Annotated in this window: 11 protein-coding genes; 1 reads left to right on the top strand and 10 read right to left on the bottom strand. The window is 70.0% G+C overall.

Annotated elements, in window-relative coordinates; all coding sequences use genetic code 11:
- Positions 1–37 precede the first annotated feature (37 nt).
- The 9 genes from ACXJKA_RS08970 to ACXJKA_RS08930 all read right to left on the bottom strand — a co-directional run bounded on the left by ACXJKA_RS08970 (position 38) and on the right by ACXJKA_RS08930 (position 14,584).
- Positions 38–1,234, bottom strand: coding sequence for an ROK family transcriptional regulator (locus tag ACXJKA_RS08970; RefSeq protein ID WP_456824924.1), 1,197 nt, complete (start codon positions 1,232–1,234; stop codon positions 38–40).
- A gap of 56 nt (positions 1,235–1,290) precedes the next feature.
- Positions 1,291–2,472 (bottom strand): multiple monosaccharide ABC transporter permease, encoded by a 1,182-nt coding sequence (mmsB, locus tag ACXJKA_RS08965; protein ID WP_456824850.1) that lies wholly within the window; start codon positions 2,470–2,472, stop codon positions 1,291–1,293.
- Positions 2,469–3,986: a multiple monosaccharide ABC transporter ATP-binding protein gene (gene mmsA, locus ACXJKA_RS08960; RefSeq protein WP_456824923.1), complete on the bottom strand. Its 1,518-nt coding sequence runs from the start codon at positions 3,984–3,986 to the stop codon at positions 2,469–2,471. The genes mmsB and mmsA overlap by 4 nt, the downstream gene beginning before the upstream one ends.
- Before the next feature lie 145 nt (positions 3,987–4,131).
- Positions 4,132–5,277: a multiple monosaccharide ABC transporter substrate-binding protein gene (chvE, locus tag ACXJKA_RS08955; RefSeq protein WP_456824849.1), complete on the bottom strand. Its 1,146-nt coding sequence runs from the start codon at positions 5,275–5,277 to the stop codon at positions 4,132–4,134.
- A gap of 362 nt (positions 5,278–5,639) precedes the next feature.
- Positions 5,640–11,465 (bottom strand): pullulanase-type alpha-1,6-glucosidase, encoded by a 5,826-nt coding sequence (gene pulA, locus ACXJKA_RS08950; protein ID WP_456824848.1) that lies wholly within the window; start codon positions 11,463–11,465, stop codon positions 5,640–5,642.
- Between the two features lie 149 nt (positions 11,466–11,614).
- Positions 11,615–11,881, bottom strand: a complete 267-nt coding sequence (locus tag ACXJKA_RS08945) for a DUF167 domain-containing protein (protein WP_456824847.1) — start codon at positions 11,879–11,881, stop codon at positions 11,615–11,617.
- A 1-nt stretch (position 11,882) separates the two neighbouring features.
- Complete coding sequence (locus tag ACXJKA_RS08940; protein WP_456824846.1) at positions 11,883–12,269, bottom strand: hypothetical protein; 387 nt, start codon at positions 12,267–12,269, stop codon at positions 11,883–11,885.
- Positions 12,270–12,271: 2 nt separating this feature from the next.
- On the bottom strand, positions 12,272–13,261 hold the full coding sequence (locus ACXJKA_RS08935; protein WP_456824845.1) for a malate dehydrogenase: 990 nt from the start codon (positions 13,259–13,261) through the stop codon (positions 12,272–12,274).
- Between the two features lie 105 nt (positions 13,262–13,366).
- Entirely contained in the window at positions 13,367–14,584 is a 1,218-nt protein-coding gene (locus ACXJKA_RS08930) for an NADP-dependent isocitrate dehydrogenase (protein WP_456824844.1), read from the bottom strand.
- A gap of 282 nt (positions 14,585–14,866) precedes the next feature.
- Between ACXJKA_RS08930 and ACXJKA_RS08925 the strand changes: the two genes are divergently transcribed.
- On the top strand, positions 14,867–15,928 hold the full coding sequence (locus tag ACXJKA_RS08925; RefSeq protein ID WP_456824843.1) for an MIP family channel protein: 1,062 nt from the start codon (positions 14,867–14,869) through the stop codon (positions 15,926–15,928).
- Between the two features lie 64 nt (positions 15,929–15,992).
- On the opposite strand, the gene ACXJKA_RS08920 is transcribed toward ACXJKA_RS08925, so the two are convergent.
- Complete coding sequence (locus ACXJKA_RS08920; RefSeq protein ID WP_456824842.1) at positions 15,993–16,439, bottom strand: DUF3017 domain-containing protein; 447 nt, start codon at positions 16,437–16,439, stop codon at positions 15,993–15,995.
- Between the last annotated feature and the right edge of the window lie 36 nt (positions 16,440–16,475).

Raw genomic sequence — 16,475 nt, 5'->3', positions numbered from 1 at the left:
GCATGTACCTGCAGTGAAACCCCGCCTGGATCGCGCGTCAATCGTCGACCTCCTGGTGGCTAGCCGAGCGCGCCTGCTCGTCGGAACGCTGGACGAAGTCGGTCGACCGCAGCACGAGCTCGAGCGCGCCGATGACCTCGGCGCGCTGACCCAGCTCGGCGGGCACGACCTCGAGCGGGGCGATCTGGTTGAGCAGCACCCGGTGGCGGATCGCCTCACGGAGGGGGCCGAGCAGGAGCTCGCCGGTCTCGGCGAGCTCGCCGCCGACCACGATGCACTCCGGGTTGACGGCCATGGCCAGCCCGGAGACCACCTCGCCGATGGTCGACCCGGCGTCGGCGATCACCCGCGCGCACCCGGGGTCGCCGTCGATCGCGCGCTGGATGACGTCGCGCAGCGCGAGGGAGCCGTGGCTGGCCCGAAGCGGCTCGAGCAGGGCGGCGGCGCCGACGACGGTGTCGAGGCACCCGCGGCTCCCGCACCGGCAGATGTCCCCCTGCGGGTCCACCTGCACGTGGCCGATCTCGCCGGCGGTCCCCGCGAAGCCCCGGTGCACCTGGCCGCCCAGGACGATCCCCGCGCCCGTGCCGTACGACGCCCGCACGTACACGGAGTCCCGGTAGATGCGGGACGCGCCGTACGCGCTCTCCGCGAGCGCCCCGAGGTTCGCGTCGTTGTCGACGAACACCGGGCTGGCAAGGCGCTTGGACAGCACGTGCCCGACGTGGACCTCGTCCCAGCCGCGCATCATGCCGCGCACGGAGATCATTCCGGTCGCGCTGTCGACCGGAGCGGGCAGACCGACCCCGATGCCGACGACCTCGTCGCCGGTCGAGCCCACGCGCTCGAGCAGGTCCGCGACCAGCAGGGCGGCGCGGTCGAGGCTGGTATCCACCCGGTGCTCGTAGGGCAGCGGAAGGGTCTGCTCGGCGACGACCTCGCTGGTGACGTCGCCGAGCGCGACCCGCAGCTGGCGGTGGCCGATGATGATGCCGACCGCGAGACCCACCCGGTGGGCGATCGTGACCATCTGGGCACGTCGCCCGCTCCGGGTGGTGTTCCGCGTCTCGACGACGCCGGCTCCGAGCAGCTCCTTGACGATCGTCGAGACGGTGGCGGCCGACAGCCCGGTGGCACCGGCGAGCTCGACCTGCGTGAGCCCGCCGTGCCGGTGGACCGTGTCGACGATCAGCGCCCGGTTGGCCTCACGGAGCGACGACTGAGAGCCCGACATCGTCAGCCGCCCTCTCACGCCCGTGAGCGTAGTACCGAGCCGGTTGCTCGTGACCTTCAGCGCGCCGCGCCCGCGCGACGCTTGTTGTAGATGTCGAACGCGACGGCCAGCAGCAGGACGAGGCCCTTGACCATCTGCTGCACGGACTGGTCGATGCCCATGAGCTGCATGCCGTTGCTCATGACGGCCATGATCAGTCCACCGACCATCGCGCCGGTGATCCGGCCGACGCCGCCGGTGGTGGATGCGCCACCGATGAAGCAGGCGGCGATCGCGTCGAGCTCGAACATGTTGCCCGCGCCCGGCTGGGCGCCGTTGGACCGGGACGAGTAGACGACGCCGGCGATGGCGGCGAGCACGCCCATGTTCACGAAGATCCAGAAGTTGACCCGCTTGACCTTCACGCCGGACAGCTGCGCGGCGGAGAGGTTCCCGCCGATCGCGTAGACGTGCCGGCCGAACACGGTCTTCGTCGTGACGATCGTGTACGCGATGACGAGGAAGCCCAGGATGATCAGCACGATCGGCAGGCCGCGACTGCGGGCGAGCTGGTACGCGAACGCCATGCTCACCAGGCCGACCAGGGCGATCTTGGTGACGAAGATCGGCATCGACTCGACGACCTGCTGGTACTTGATGCGGCCCTGACGGGTACGCACCTGGCTCACGGCATAACCCAGCACGGCGATCGCCGCGATGACGAGGGTGAAGACGTCGATGCCGTTGCCACCGAGGAACCCGTTGAGGAACCCACCGGCGATGCGCTGGTACTCCGCCGGGAACGGGGAGAGCGAGACGTTGTCGAGCACGCGAAGCGTCATGCCACGGAACAGCAGCATGCCGGCCAGCGTCACGATGAACGCCGGCACGCCGACGTAGGCGACCCACATGCCCTGCCAGAACCCGACCAGGACGCCGACCACGAGACCGGCGACCACGCCCATCCACCACGGGTGACCCTGCTTGATGACGACCACCGCGGAGACGGCGCCGGTGAGCGCGACCACCGACCCGACCGACAGGTCGATGTGACCGCCGATGATGACGATCATCATCCCGATGGCGAGGATGAGGATGTACGAGTACTGCAGCACGATGTTGGTCACGTTGCCCGGGGAGAGCAGCACGCCGTCCGTGAGGAACGTGAAGAGCCCCACGATGACGACGAACGCGACGACGATCCCACTCTGACGAAGGTTCCTCGTGAAGAGTTCCCTCAGGCCTGCAATGGCGGTCATCGGACCTGGTCCCTTTCCTTGGTCATGAGCTCCATCAGGTTCTCCTGAGTCGCCTGCTCGCGTGGCAGCACACCGGTGATCCGGCCGGCCGAGAGCGTGTAGATCCGGTTGCAGATGCCGAGGAGCTCGGGAAGCTCGGAGGAGATCACCAGCACGGCCTTGCCCTGCTCAGCGAGGCGGTTGATCAGCGTGTAGATCTCGTACTTCGCGCCGACGTCGATCCCGCGGGTCGGCTCGTCGAGGATCAGCACCTGAGGATCCGTGAAGAGCCACTTGCTCAGCACGACCTTCTGCTGGTTGCCGCCCGAGAGCTTGCCCGCCAGCGCCAGCACCGTGGGCGCCTTGATGTTCATGCTCTGGCGGTACTCCTCGGCGACCTTGATCTCCTCGTTCGCGTTCACGAACCCGCCGCGCGAGACCTGCGCGAGGTTCGCGGCGGAGATGTTGCTCCGGATGTCCTCGATCAGGTTGAGGCCGTACTTCTTGCGGTCCTCGGTGGCGTAGGCGATGCCGTGAGCGATGGCCTCGCTCACCGTGTTCGCCTTGATCTCCTTGCCGTGGAGGAAGAGCTTGCCGGTGATGTTGCTGCCGTAGGACCGGCCGAATACCGACATGGCGAGCTCCGTGCGACCCGCGCCCATCAGTCCGGCCAGCCCGACGATCTCGCCCGCGCGGACCGTGAGGTCAGCGCCGTCGACCATGACGCGGTCGGGGTCCGTGGGGTGGTGCACGGTCCAGTCCTCGATCCGCAGCACCTCCTCGCCGATGTGCGACTCGTGCGGGGGGAACCGGTGGCCGAGGTCACGGCCGACCATGCCGCGGATGATGCGCTCCTGCGTCACCTCGTCAGTGACCATGTTGAGCGTCTCGACGGTGCGGCCGTCGCGGATGATCGTGGTGGTGTCGGCGATCTCGGCGATCTCGTTGAGCTTGTGCGAGATCATGATCGACGTGATGCCCTGCGCCTTGAGCTGACGCAGGAGCCCGAGCAGGTGCTCGGAGTCGTTGTCGTTCAGCGCGGCGGTCGGCTCGTCGAGGATCAGCAGCTTGACCTCCTTCGAGAGCGCCTTCGCGATCTCCACGAGCTGCTGCTTCCCGACGCCGAGCTGGCCGATCGGGGTGACCGGCAGCTCGTCCAGGCCGACCCGGGCGAGCAGTGCTGCCGCCTCGGAGTTGGCGCGGTTCCAGTCGATGAGGCCGCGGCTAGACCGCTCGTTGCCGAGGAAGATGTTCTCCGCGACCGACAGGTAGGGGACGAGCGCGAGCTCCTGATGGATGATCACGATCCCCTTGGCTTCGGAGTCGTTGATCGACCCGAACTGCACTTCCTCGCCATCGAAGAGGATCTTGCCCTCGTAGGTGCCGTGCGGGTACACACCCGACAGCACCTTCATGAGGGTCGACTTGCCGGCGCCGTTCTCACCGCAGATGGCGTGGATCTCGCCACGCTCGACCGACATCGACACGTCCTGCAGTGCCTTGACGCCGGGAAAGGTCTTGGTGATGTCTTGCATCTCGAGAATGGGATTGGCCACGCGGCCACCGTCCTTCGTCGTACCGGGCTCCGTCGCCGGGCCCTCCGCTGTGGGGTTGACCCGGCCGACCGGCCGGCGAGCTCCGAGGGAGCCCGCCGGCCGGCGGCAGGTCAGGACGGGTCGATCAGGCCTGGCCGGAGGCCACCTGGTCGGCGGTCCAGTAGCCCGAGTCGATCAGGAGCTTCTGGATGTTGTCCTTGACGACGATGTCCGAGTCGAGGAGGTAGGACGGAACAACCTTGACGCCGTTGTTGTACGTCTCGGTGTCGTTGGCCTCGGGCTCCTCGCCCGCGAGGAACGACTGCGCCGACTTGATCGCCTGGTCGGCGAGCTTGCGGGTGTCCTTGAAGATCGTCGAGTACTGCACGTCGTCGTTGATCAGCTTGACCGAGGCGATCTCGGCGTCCTGACCGGTGACGATCGGCATGCCGCCGGCGATCGCGGGGCCGTAGCCGGCGTTCTGCAGCGCCGTGATGATGCCACGCGACAGGCCGTCGTACGGCGACAGGACGCCCTGGACCTTGCTGCCGTCCGAGTAGGTCGACGTCAGGAGGTCCTCCATGCGCTTCTGCGCGGTCTCCTGCAGCCAGCGGAGCGTGGCCACCTGCTCGATGTCCGTCTGGCCCGACTTCACGACGAGCGTGCCGTTGTCGATGTACTCCTGCAGGGTGTCCATCGCGCCCTTGAAGAAGAAGTGCGCGTTGTTGTCGTCCAGCGAGCCGGCGAACAGCTCGATGTTGAACGGACCCGCCGCGTCGCCCTTCGAGCCGTCGGCCTTGAGGATGCCCAGGCCGGTGAGCAGCGAGGTCGCCTGCTGGACGCCGACCTTGTAGTTGTCGAACGTCACGTAGAAGTCGACGTTCTCGCTGTCGCGGATGAGGCGGTCGTACGCGATGACGGGGATGTCCGCGTCGGCTGCGGTCTGGAGCTGCGTCGCCAGGGCGGTGCCGTCGATCGAGGCGAGGATCAGGAGGTCCGCGCCCTTGGTGATCATCTGGTCGATCTGCTGCTGCTGGGTGGGGATGTCGTTGCCGGCGTACTGCAGGTCGACCTTGTAGCCGGCCTCCTCGAGGCCCGCCTTGACGGCGTTGCCGTCGGCGATCCACCGCTCGGACTCCTGCGTCGGCATGGCGACGCCGACCGTGAGGTCGGCCGGGTCCTTGGTGGTGCCACCGGACGCGTCGTCGTCGCTGCCGGCGCCGCTGCCCGAGCACGCGGCCAGGCCGAGTGCGAGGACCGCACCTACCGCCGCGATCGTGATCCGTCGCATTGTTGTGCTCCTTCTCGTCGTTGAGGGCCCGGTGACTCGGGCCTGGGAGTGCTCGGGTTCGTCGTCCGGGCAGCCTCTGCGCTAACCGTCCGGTGTCCCGGCTGCGACCGACGGGAGTGCTTCCGTCGGCTGCAGCAGCCCTACCCTGTTTCATTCGTTTCTCGAAGTCAAACAACGATTGAGCATACGAACGTCACGAACTCATCACGATGTGAGCGCTGACCGGGCCGATTGGGGACACATCTGCCGTCATTGGCTTCGTGACACGAAGTCAGGCCCCGGCGATGAGACGCCGAAAGGGCCCGCGACCGAGGTCGCGGGCCCTTCCTCCGAGCAGGCCTCAGCGGCGGCTCATCGCGCGCTCACGCCGTGCGCGAGTCCCACCACCCTCGGAACGACTGCCACCAGCCGCCGTCGTGGCCGTGGCCCGTCGACGCCTTCTCCACCAGCACGGCGACCGTGCGCGGCGGGACGGTGACTGTGCCGGTGGCCTTGTCCCAGGTGGTGCCCTTGACGACCGCGTCGCTCCCCTTGGCCTGGACCGACGACAGGGTCAGCTTGTGGCCGCTGAGCGAGGAGACCGTCTGGGTGGTCGCCTCGTCGGAGGCGTTGACCACCACCAGGACGCCGTCGAGCTCCTTGTCGACGTCCTTCGCCCACTTCTTGGTGGTCGCGTCCCAGCCCGGGGCGTCGTCGATCGTCATGACGACCACGCCCGGGTCGGCGTCCGGACCGGAGCCCGGGAAGCCGACCTTCTGCTCGATCAGCGGGGCTGAGCCGAGCCGGAACAACGGCGTCGAGAAGCGGAGCCTCAGCAGGTCGTCCGCGGCGGCGGAGGCGGTCGCGATGTCGGCCGGCGTCGGCTTGAGGGCCGGGTCGGCCAGCAGCGGCTGCTGGTAGGGCCACTTCGCCACGTTGTCGGCCTTCGGCGGCAGACCGCGCCCGAAGCCGTTGTCCTGGCCGGACAGGTCGAGACCGTTGAACCAGTCGCCCGAGTTGAAGCTGTTGCGGTCGAGCGACTTGCTGCGCAGCAGGTCGGCGCCCGCGTGCCAGAACGACGGGGTCTGCGCCAGGGCCGTCGTCGCCAGGGAGACCGTGTTCATGCGCACGCGGTCCGCCATCGGGGTGTCCGTCGGCAGCTTGTACGTGAGCGAGTCCCACAGCGTCTCGTTGTCGTGCGCGTCGACGTAGGTGATGACCTCCTCCGGGGAGTCGGCGTACCCCGCCGGTTGGCCGTTGTAGTCGATCTCCGACCCCTTCTGGACGGTCCCCGCGCTCGTCTCGAACGCGAAGTCCCGCAGGTTGCCGGCCATGCCGAGACGGACCAGGTCGGCGTCGTGCGCCGCCCGGGCCAGCTGTTGGGCCACCGTGCCGTTGACCGCGTCGCCGTTCGGGTCGGTGCCGCCGCCGGAGCCGAAGCCCTGGATGCGCGGGTTCTCGTCGAACGGTCCACCACCTCGGACGGCGTCGCGCAGGCGGTCGGAGAAGGTGCCGATGCCCGTACCGCCCAACTGACCCTGCGTGGCCTGCGTGAACAGGGCGTTGTTGGCCACCTCGCCGAAGTTCCAGCCCTCGCCGTAGAGGTAGACGTTCGACCCGTCGACGCCGTCCTTCTTCGTGGTCAGCTTGTCGAGGGCCGAGCGGACCGCCTTCATGGTGTCCACCGAGTGGTGGCCCATGAGGTCGAACCGGAAGCCGTCGACCTTGTAGTCCCGGGCCCAGGTCACCACCGAGTCGACCATCGCCTTCTCAGCCATGGCGTGCTCGGTCGCCACGTTCTGGCAGCAGGTCGAGGTCTCGACCGTTCCGGTGGCGGTGAGCCGCTGGTAGTAGCCGGGCACCACGCGGTCGAGGATCGACTGCGGCGACTGCCCGCTCGCGGTGGTGTGGTTGAACACCTGGTCGAGGACCACCTGCAGGCCGTCGGAGTGCAGCGCACCGACCATGGTCCGGAACTCGGCCACGCGCGCCCCGCCCTGGGGGTTCACCGCGTACGAGCCCTCGGGCGCCGACCAGTGCAGGGGGTCGTAGCCCCAGTTGAAGCCGTCCGCGTCGGCCACGGCCGTCACGCACGCCTGCTGCTGCTCGGAGTCCGGTGCGTAGGAGGCAAGATCGCAGTCCGGCGTCTTCTGCAGCGCCCGGTCCTCCTGGATCGACGCGATGTCGAAGGTCGGCAGCAGGTGGATCGTCGTCAGCCCCGCCTTCTCCAGCTCACGCAGGTGAGTGCGCCCGGCGCCGTTGGTCGCGAACGCCAGGTACGTGCCCCGCTTCTCGACGGGGACCGTCACGTCGTCGATCGAGAAGTCCCGCACGTGCAGCTCATAGATCGTCTGGTCCACGGGCCGCACGACCGGCTGCTTCGCCTTCTCCCACTGCGACGGCCGGAACGCCTTGTCGGCGAGGTCGACCAGGACCGAGCGGGTCGAGTTGGTGGTCAGCGCCACCGAGTAGGGGTCGGTGACCTGGTTGACCTCGACCTTGTCGGTGGTCGGCGCGTAGACCGTGACCTCCCAGAGGTACTGGGCCCCGGCCCACGACTTCTTCCCGGGGACGGTCCACGAGCCGTCGGCCTGGCGCGTGGCCGTGAGCCGCTGTGGGTCGGTCGCGGAGCCGGTCCAGAGGAGCAGGTCCACCTTCTGCGCCGTCGGTGCCCACAGCGCGAGCGAGGGAGCACCCTTGCTCCAGCTGGCACCGAGCGCCCGCGTGCCGGCCTGCGCGGCGTACAGGTCGTCGAGGACGCCCGGGATCTGCACCCCGGTCGCCGCCTGGTACGCACCGTCGGGCGCCTGCTGGGTCACCAGCAGCGCGCCGCGAAGCAGCGCTGCAGCCTGCGCGTCGTCCCCGACGTGCAGCGCCAGGTACCCCTTCGCGAGCGCGGGGAACCGGGCCAGCTGTGCCGCCGTGAGGCCGGCCGGGTCGTACGTGAGCGGCACGGGGACGCCGTCGTCGCCGACGAGCGCGCCGTCCTGCACCGACATCCCGCCGACGGCCGAGCTGTGCAGCGCGAAGGTGGGGGCGGTCGGGTCAGGGGCCCAGGCGGACGGCCACGCGATCGTGCCGCGGTCGATCCAGAGCGCCTGCTGCAGCCCCGCGCCTGGCAGTGGCGGGTCCGTCACCTGGATGGTCAGGATGTGCGTCGCCAGGACGTACGAGAAGGTCACGGGCTTGCCGCCGGGCGCGGTGAACGGGATGTTCGCGCCGCCCGGAGCACCGCCGGCGCCGTAGTTCTCGTCCCAGCCGAGGTTGTGCGCGACCTTGACCTCGTAGCTGCCGGCGGGAACCTTCGCGGTGAACGTGTACGTCCCGTCGCCGTCCAGGTCCTGCAGCCACGTCTTCATGCAGTCCGGCTGCCAGTCGCCGGGGCAGCCCAGCTCGCTGTTCACGGACCCCGGGACCGTGAGGACCGGACCCTGGGCCGTCGACGAGAAGTAGTGCGTCACCGGGTCGTAGAAGAACGTCACCGGGCCGGCGGTCTTCACCGAGAACGCGACGTTCGCGCCGTTGTTCACGCCGCCCTTGCCGTAGTTCTCGTCCCAGCTGCCGTTGATCGCGACCTTGTACTCGTAGTCACCGACCGGCAGCGTGAACGTGCCGGACCAGATGCCGTCCGCGCGCGGGGTCAGCTGGACCTTGTCGCAGGCCGGCTGCCAGTCTCCCGCGCAGCCCAGCTCGCTGTTGTGGCTGCCGGGCACGGAGACGGACGTCGGCGGGACCGGGCCCGTGTCGGGCACCACGCCGTCGATCGCGCTGCCCACGCCGGCGAAGGTCGACGCGGCCGACCTGTGGCCGGCGGCGTCCACGGTCACCGCGCGGTACTCCACGACGGCGCCGTCGGGCAGGCCGGCGACCTGGTGGAACACGCGGGGCGACGTCGTCTCCGACGTGCCGAGAGGCGTCCACACCGCGTCTCCGAGGACGCGATAGGCGAACGAGGTCTGGCTCCAGACGTCGTCGGCCACGTCGGCGCTCACGGGCACCAGCCCGGAGAGCCCGGCACCCGCGGAGGGCTCCGTGAGGCTGATGCTGCCGGCGGTCGCGGGGGCGCCGACCGTGGTCCCGGCCTTGAGCACGATGGCGCTCAGGGCGGGGATCGTCACCGAGACCTTGCCGTCCGCGGCGGCGGTCACGTTGGTCGACGTCCCGTAGAGCGGGGCGAACGTCGCCCCCGGCGTCAGGGTGTCGATGGTGACCGTCGCCGGCGACGTGCCATTGTTCGTCGCGACGAGGTGCTCGATCTTCTCGGTCGCGTCGACCCGGGAGAACGCGTAGACCGCGCCGCTGGCGTACCGCTCGATCTGCGCACCGTCCTGCAGCGCGCGCGAGCTCCTGCGCAGCGAGGAGAGACCGGCGATGTGCTCGTAGAGCGCGGACCCGGTGTCGTACCGGTCGACCGAGCCGGCGGGCGTGCCGTCGAGCAGGTTCTGGTTCGCGTACTCGGAGACCCGCGTGGCGAACATGGACTGCCGCGCGTTCTTGTCCGTGCCGTCGCCGGCGCCGACGAAGCCCTGCTCGTCGCCGTAGTAGACGACCGGCTGTCCGCGCGTGAGGTACATGAGCGAGTGCGCGAGCTCCGAGCGCTGCTCCGGGCTGGCGGCGTTGTTGACGAAGTGCCCGATGCGGCCCATGTCGTGGTTGCCGAGGAACGTGGGGAGCGCCTGGGCGTTCGTCGTCGGCGTCGTGTACATGTCGTCGCCGGCGTACAGCGACTTCAGGGCGGTCGCCGAGGAGGAACCGTTGGAGTAGCCGCTGGCCGCCGCCTGGAACGTGAAGTCGAGGACCGCGTTCATGTCGCTGTCCCGGAGGTACGGGGAGAGCTTGGCCGGGTCGGCGTCGTACACCTCGCCGAACAGGAAGAAGTCCGGGTTGCCGACGGAGGTCGCGTGCGCCCGGACCGCCGTCGTGAACTTCTGCCAGAACTCGAAGTTGACGTGCTTGGCGGTGTCGATGCGGAAGCCGTCGACGCCCAGGTCGACCCACTGGTCGTAGACGTCCACGAACCCGTTCACCACCGCCGGGTTCTCGGTCATCAGGTCGTCCAGGCCGGAGAAGTCGCCGTACGTCGTCGACTCCCCCGTGTAGGTCGAGTCACCGCGGTTGTGGTAGAGCGTCGCGTCGTTCAGCCAGGCCGGGACCTTGGCGTTCGCGTCCGCGGGTGCGACCACCGGCGTGTACGGGAAGCTCGTCGCCGGGTCCATCGTCGGGAAGCTGTCGGTGCCGGCGTACGTGGCCGGGTCGAAGGCCTTGCCGCTCGCGTCCTTGTACGGCTTCGTCTTCTGGTCGATGTACGTGTACGTGTTCTCGGCGTACGAGATCACGTCGGCCGTGTGGTTCGTGATGATGTCGAAGTAGACCTTGATGCCGCGCGCGTGGGCGTCGGCGATCAGCGACTGCAGCTCCGCGTTGGTGCCCAGGTGCGGGTCGATCTGCGTGAAGTCCGTGATCCAGTACCCGTGATACCCGGCGGAGGCGTTCGCGCCGGTGCCCTGGACGGGCTTGTTCTTGAACGAGGGGGTCAGCCAGATCGCCGTGGTGCCCAGGCCCTCGATGTAGTCGAGCTTGTCCTGCAGACCCTTGAGGTCGCCGCCCTCGTAGAACCCCTTGTCCGTCGGGTCGAAGCCCGTGGTCAGGCGGTCGCCCGTGAGCCCACCCGTGTCGTTGGACGTGTCGCCGTCGGCGAACCGGTCCGTCATGACGAAGTAGAACTGCTGGTCGGCGCCGGGGTCGCGCACGGGCTCGGCGACGAGGGCGTCGTCCGCCGGCGTGTAGCCCGCGCCCAGGCCCAGCGGGGTCAGCCCGATGCGGTGGGTGGTGTCGTCGTACGTGAACCGCAGGCTCGAGGGTCCGGCGACGACCAGCGGGATGTTGTCGGCGCCGCCGTTCTTGCCGTACGCCTCGTCCCAGCTGTCGTTGATCGCGACCTTGTACTCGAACGACCCCGCGGGGACGGAGAAGTCGGCGGAGTACACCCCGGGCGTCGCGGTCGCGGCCAGCTCGGTCGCCGCGCACGCGGGTTGCCAGTCGTCCGAGCAGCCGAGCTCGCTCTGCAGGCTGCCGACGAGGGCGACCGTGCGGTCGGCGGCTTGAGCCGGGGTCACGACGGCCGCGAGCCCGACGCCGGCGACCGCGAGGGCGGTCAGCGCGGCGAGGACGCGAGAGGGATGACGGACGGGGGCGTCGGCGGGCGACATGGCGACTCCTTCGTCTCCCCGCACGTCGATGTGCGGGGCAGGTGTCGCGACCGTATCGGCTTGCAGCAAGTTGCAGCAAGCGATCCGGACGAACTTGCAGCGATCGGACGGAACGGACGAACGTCCTGCCGACGTCGGCGGCCACGCGGCTAGGTCCCGCGCAGCTCCTCGAGGCGCGCCGAGACCGCCGGCTCGTCGCCCTCGATGTCCACCAGCTTGTCGCGGCTCGTCGCGCCCGACACGAGCGTGACGTGCCGCGGCCGGACCCCGAGCGCCGCGGCGAGCGCCTCCAGCGCCGCCTGCGTCGCTGCCCCGTCGACGGCCCGTGCGCTCACCGCCACGACGAGCCGGCCCGCGTGCACCCCGCCGACGGCCGTGCGGGACGCCCCGGGCCGCACCCGGATCGCGACGCGCACCTCACGCCCGCCGGGTGCGCACGAACAGGACCACGCCGACGACCACCAGCGCGACCCCGACCAGGGCGAAGGGCCACGGGCTCCACTGCGCGACGCACGCGGTCCCGGTCGCGGTGCTGGTGCAGTGGGCCCCGGGTCCGTGCCAGTTCAGCCACGCGATGGTCAGCGGCAGCGCGCCCAGGCCGGCGATCATGCCGAGCTGGGCGGGCCGCAGCCCCTGCCGCACGACCAGCACGCCCGCGACCACCAGCAGCGCGAGGGCGACCACGAGCCCGGCCACCAGCACGGCGCCGAACCCGAAGCCGATGCCCGCGCCGAGCACCACCCAGCCGAGGAACGCGCCGAGGCCAGTTCCCGGGCGCGGGACCGTGACCTCCTCGGCCCACACCGTCAGACGAGGCCCAGCGCCCGCACCGCGTCGCGCTCCTCGACCAGCTCCGCGACGGACGCGTCGATCCGCGCGCGGGAGAACTCGTCCACGTCGAGGTCGGGCACGATCTGCCACTCGTCGCCGCTCGAGGTCACCGGGAACGACGAGATCAGCCCCGCCGGCACGCCGTACGAGCCGTCCGAGACGATGCCCGCCGACGTCCAGTCGCCCTCGGGCGTCCCGTGCACCCAGGAGTACACGTGGTCGATGGCCGCGTTGGCCGCGGACGCCGCCGACGACGCTCCCCGCGCCTCGATGATCGCCGCGCCGCGCTTGGCGACGGTCGGGATGAAGGTGTCGCGGACCCAGGTGTCGTCGCGCACCACCTCGAGCGCGGGCCGCCCACCGACCGTCGCGTGCGACAGGTCGGGGTACTGCGTCGCGGAGTGGTTGCCCCAGATGGTCAGACGCGCGATGTCCGCGACCGGCGCGCCCGTCTTCGTCGCCAGCTGCGAGACCGCGCGGTTGTGGTCGAGCCGGGTCATCGCGGTGAAGCGGTGCGCCGGCACGTCGGGCGCGTGCGACGACGCGATGAACGCGTTCGTGTTGGCCGGGTTGCCGACGACGAGGACGCGGACGTCCTCGGCGGCGCCCGCGTTGATCGCCTCGCCCTGCGGCTTGAAGATGCCGCCGTTGGCCGCCAGCAGGTCGCCGCGCTCCATGCCGGCCGTGCGGGGACGGGCTCCGACGAGCAGGGCGACGTTGACGCCGTCGAAGGCCGCCGTCGCGTCGTCGTAGATCTCGACGCTGTCCAGCGTGGTGAACGCGCAGTCGTCCAGCTCCATCGCCGTGCCCTCGGCTGCCTTGACGGCCTGCGGGATCTCGAGCAGGCGCAGCCGGACGGGGGTGTCGGGGCCGAGAAGCTGGCCGGACGCGATCCGGAAGAGCAGCGCGTAGCCGATCTGCCCGGCGGCTCCGGTGACGGTCACGGTGACGGGCGAGCTGGCCACGGAACGGGCTCCTTCGATCGGCGACGACGGCGCCCTCACGCTACCCCGCAGACGACCGACGGCGCCCACCCCGGTGCGGGGTGGACGCCGTCGGTATCGGCGCGCTCAGGCGAGCTTGGCCGCCAGGTTGGCGTCGAGCGTCGCGAGGAACTCCTCGGTGGTCTGCCACGCCTGGTCGGGGCCGACCAGCGCCGCGAGGTCCTTGGTCATGGCGCCGGACTCGACCGTCTCGATGACGACCTGCTCGAGCGTCTCCGCGAACTGCGTGACCTCGGGGGTGTTGTCCAGCTTGCCGCGGTGCTTCAGGCCACCGGTCCAGGCGTAGATCGACGCGATCGGGTTGGTCGACGTCGGCTTGCCGGCCTGGTGCTGCCGGTAGTGCCGCGTGACCGTGCCGTGCGCCGCCTCGGCCTCGACGGTCTTACCGTCGGGCGTCATGAGCACGGACGTCATGAGGCCCAGCGAGCCGAAGCCCTGGGCCACGGTGTCGGACTGCACGTCGCCGTCGTAGTTCTTGCAGGCCCAGACGTAGCCGCCCTCCCACTTCATGGCCGCGGCGACCATGTCGTCGATGAGGCGGTGCTCGTACGTGAGGCCGGCCTCGGCGAACTGCGCGGCGTACTCGGCGTCGAACACCTCCTGGAAGATGTCCTTGAACGCGCCGTCGTAGGCCTTGAGGATCGTGTTCTTCGTCGACAGGTAGACCGGGTAGCCGCGCTGCAGGCCGTAGGCGAACGAGGCGCGCGCGAAGTCACGGATCGAGTCGTTGAAGTTGTACATGCCCATGGCGACGCCGCCGCCGTCGGGGTACGTGACGACCGTCTGGTTGATCGGCTCCGAGCCGTCCGCCGGGGTGTAGGTCAGCGTCAGGGTGCCGGCGCCGGGGACCTTGAAGTTGGTCGCCTTGTACTGGTCGCCGTGGGCGTGACGGCCGATGATGATCGGCTTGTTCCAGCCCGGCACCAGGCGCGGGATGTTCGAGATGATGATCGGCTCGCGGAAGACGACGCCGCCGAGGATGTTGCGGATGGTCCCGTTGGGCGAGACCCACATCTTCTTCAGGCCGAACTCCTCGACGCGGGCCTCGTCGGGCGTGATCGTCGCGCACTTGACGCCGACCCCGTGCTCCTTGATGGCGTTCGCGGCGTCGATGGTGACCTGGTCGTCGGTGGCGTCGCGGTGCTGGATCGACAGGTCGTAGTAGCGCAGGTCGATGTCGAGGTACGGGTGGATCAGGCGGTCCTTGATGAACTGCCAGATGATGCGCGTCATCTCGTCGCCGTCGAGCTCGACGACCGGGCCGACAACCTTGATCTTCGCCATGCGGGGATCTCCTGTGCTGGGGACGGGTGGGGGCACGGCACGTTGTTGCGTCTGCCGGCGCGGGTCCGCGGACAAGATTACTCGACGTCGAGAGATCTTGGTGAGCGAGCCGAGCGGTCCGCCCCGCGGCGTATGCCGTGACCGATGGCACCGGGACTGGCATGCTGGCCCCACCAGGGGGCAAGGCGCCGACTCACACGTCGTCACGACCGCACAGCCGGACGTGGCAGGCTCCGCGCGCACCCGCCCTTTCACCCGACGGTTACTCACGACAGGATCGACATGTCACAGGACAACCCCGACAAGGCCGCCGGCTCCCCGGAGCCCGACGAGACCACGGTCGCCGGATCGCCCGAGCCCGAGGAGGCGACGGCCGCGGCCGCCGCCGACGCACCCGCCGCTCCGGTCGTCGAGCCGGTCGCCGCGCCCGTCAACGAGCCGGTCGCCGACCCCCAGGAGGACGAGGACGTCGTCGTCGAGGAGCTCGACGCCTACGTCGTGCCCGCCGGCACGGTCGTCGTCACTGGCCCGAGCCTGGTCGCCCGCCTGGGCGCCGAGGCGTTCGGCACGTTCGCGCTCGTCCTCGTGGGCGTCGGCATCGCGCTGTACTCGAGCTTCAGCGGCGTGGGCGGCACGCTGGCCGTCGCGCTCGGATTCGGCCTCGCGGTGCTCGCGGGCATCATCGCCGTCGGCCACATCTCGGGCGGCCACTTCAACCCCGCCGTGACGCTCGGCGCCGCCATCGGTGGCCGGACGTCCTGGAAGGACGTCCTGCCCTACTGGCTCGCCCAGCTGGTCGGCGGCATCCTCGCCGCGGCGATCCTGTTCATCACGATCCCGTCGAAGCTGCCGGCCCTGCTCGACACGAGCGGCAGCGCCACGACCAAGTCGTTCTTCTCGGGCGTCTCCAACGGGTTCGCCGCGCACTCCCCGCTGGCCAAGCTCTCGACCGGCCAGGTCGAGTTCTCGCTGGTCATCGCCCTGCTGGTCGAGATCGTCGTGACCGCCGTGTTCGTCGGCGTCATCCTCGGCGCCACGGACCGTCGCTCGGCCAACAAGCAGGCGCCGTTCGCCATCGGCCTGGTGCTCGCCGTGCTGATCCTCGTCGCCCTGCCGGTGACCAACGCGTCGCTCAACCCGGCCCGCTCGACCGCGACGGCGATCTTCTCGGACAGCTGGGCGCTGAGCCAGCTGTGGCTGTTCTGGGTGGCCCCGCTGGTCGGTGCCGCGCTGGCCGGCCTGGTCTACCGCGCCTTCGCCGCCGAGCCGGCCGAGGACAACCTGCTCGAGGAGGACGACGCGTACGTCACGACGGACGACGTCCTCGTGGTGACGGAGCGCTGACCCGCTCCTCCTGAACGACGAAGGCCCGGGACCGACACGCGGTCCCGGGCCTTCGTGCGTCCGGTCAGCTCGGCAGGATCTGCGCGAGGAACGCCAGGCCGACGCCGAGCACGCAGAGCACCGCGACGTCGATCGACTTGGCCCGCACGGCGAGGGCCGCCGGACCCGGCGACGGCAGCACCGCGCGCACCACAGCGCATACGAGGGCGACAGCCGCGAGCACGAACGCCCCGGCTCGGGTGCCGACGGCGAGGGCGACCACCGTCGCGACGACGATCCCCGAGCTGGTCCACCACAGCGACACGTTGCGGCCGGCGTCCAGCGACGCGCGGGCGATGGCCCGGGGATCCAGCGGCGCCTGCTCGACCGGGATCGGGCCGGTGCGGACCGGGAGCGGCTCGGGTTCGGGCTCGGGGTCGACGTCGGCGGCGACGGGCTCGACAGCGGGCTTGGGGTGCGCGGGATCGGCACGGCGCACCCCGGCTCCCCCGCTCATCTGCTCCTCACCCATGTCCGACCTTGCCTCCCGACGGGAGACTACCGTTGC

The organism is Cellulomonas sp. P5_E12, from assembly GCF_054049315.1.
Note: the sequence above shows the minus strand (reverse complement) of the source record. Positions and strands in the feature narration are given on the sequence as shown.

What these genes read in the sequence shown, in the direction of transcription:
- ACXJKA_RS08930 (WP_456824844.1), bottom strand. Translation starts at nt 14,584, where the DNA reads ATGGCGAAGATCAAGGTTGTCGGCCCGGTCGTCGAGCTCGACGGCGAC.
- ACXJKA_RS08970 (WP_456824924.1), bottom strand. Translation starts at nt 1,234, where the DNA reads ATGTCGGGCTCTCAGTCGTCGCTCCGTGAGGCCAACCGGGCGCTGATC.
- mmsA (WP_456824923.1), bottom strand. Translation starts at nt 3,986, where the DNA reads ATGCAAGACATCACCAAGACCTTTCCCGGCGTCAAGGCACTGCAGGAC.
- ACXJKA_RS08925 (WP_456824843.1), top strand. Translation starts at nt 14,867, where the DNA reads ATGTCACAGGACAACCCCGACAAGGCCGCCGGCTCCCCGGAGCCCGAC.
- mmsB (WP_456824850.1), bottom strand. Translation starts at nt 2,472, where the DNA reads ATGACCGCCATTGCAGGCCTGAGGGAACTCTTCACGAGGAACCTTCGT.
- pulA (WP_456824848.1), bottom strand. Translation starts at nt 11,465, where the DNA reads ATGTCGCCCGCCGACGCCCCCGTCCGTCATCCCTCTCGCGTCCTCGCC.
- ACXJKA_RS08920 (WP_456824842.1), bottom strand. Translation starts at nt 16,439, where the DNA reads ATGGGTGAGGAGCAGATGAGCGGGGGAGCCGGGGTGCGCCGTGCCGAT.
- chvE (WP_456824849.1), bottom strand. Translation starts at nt 5,277, where the DNA reads ATGCGACGGATCACGATCGCGGCGGTAGGTGCGGTCCTCGCACTCGGC.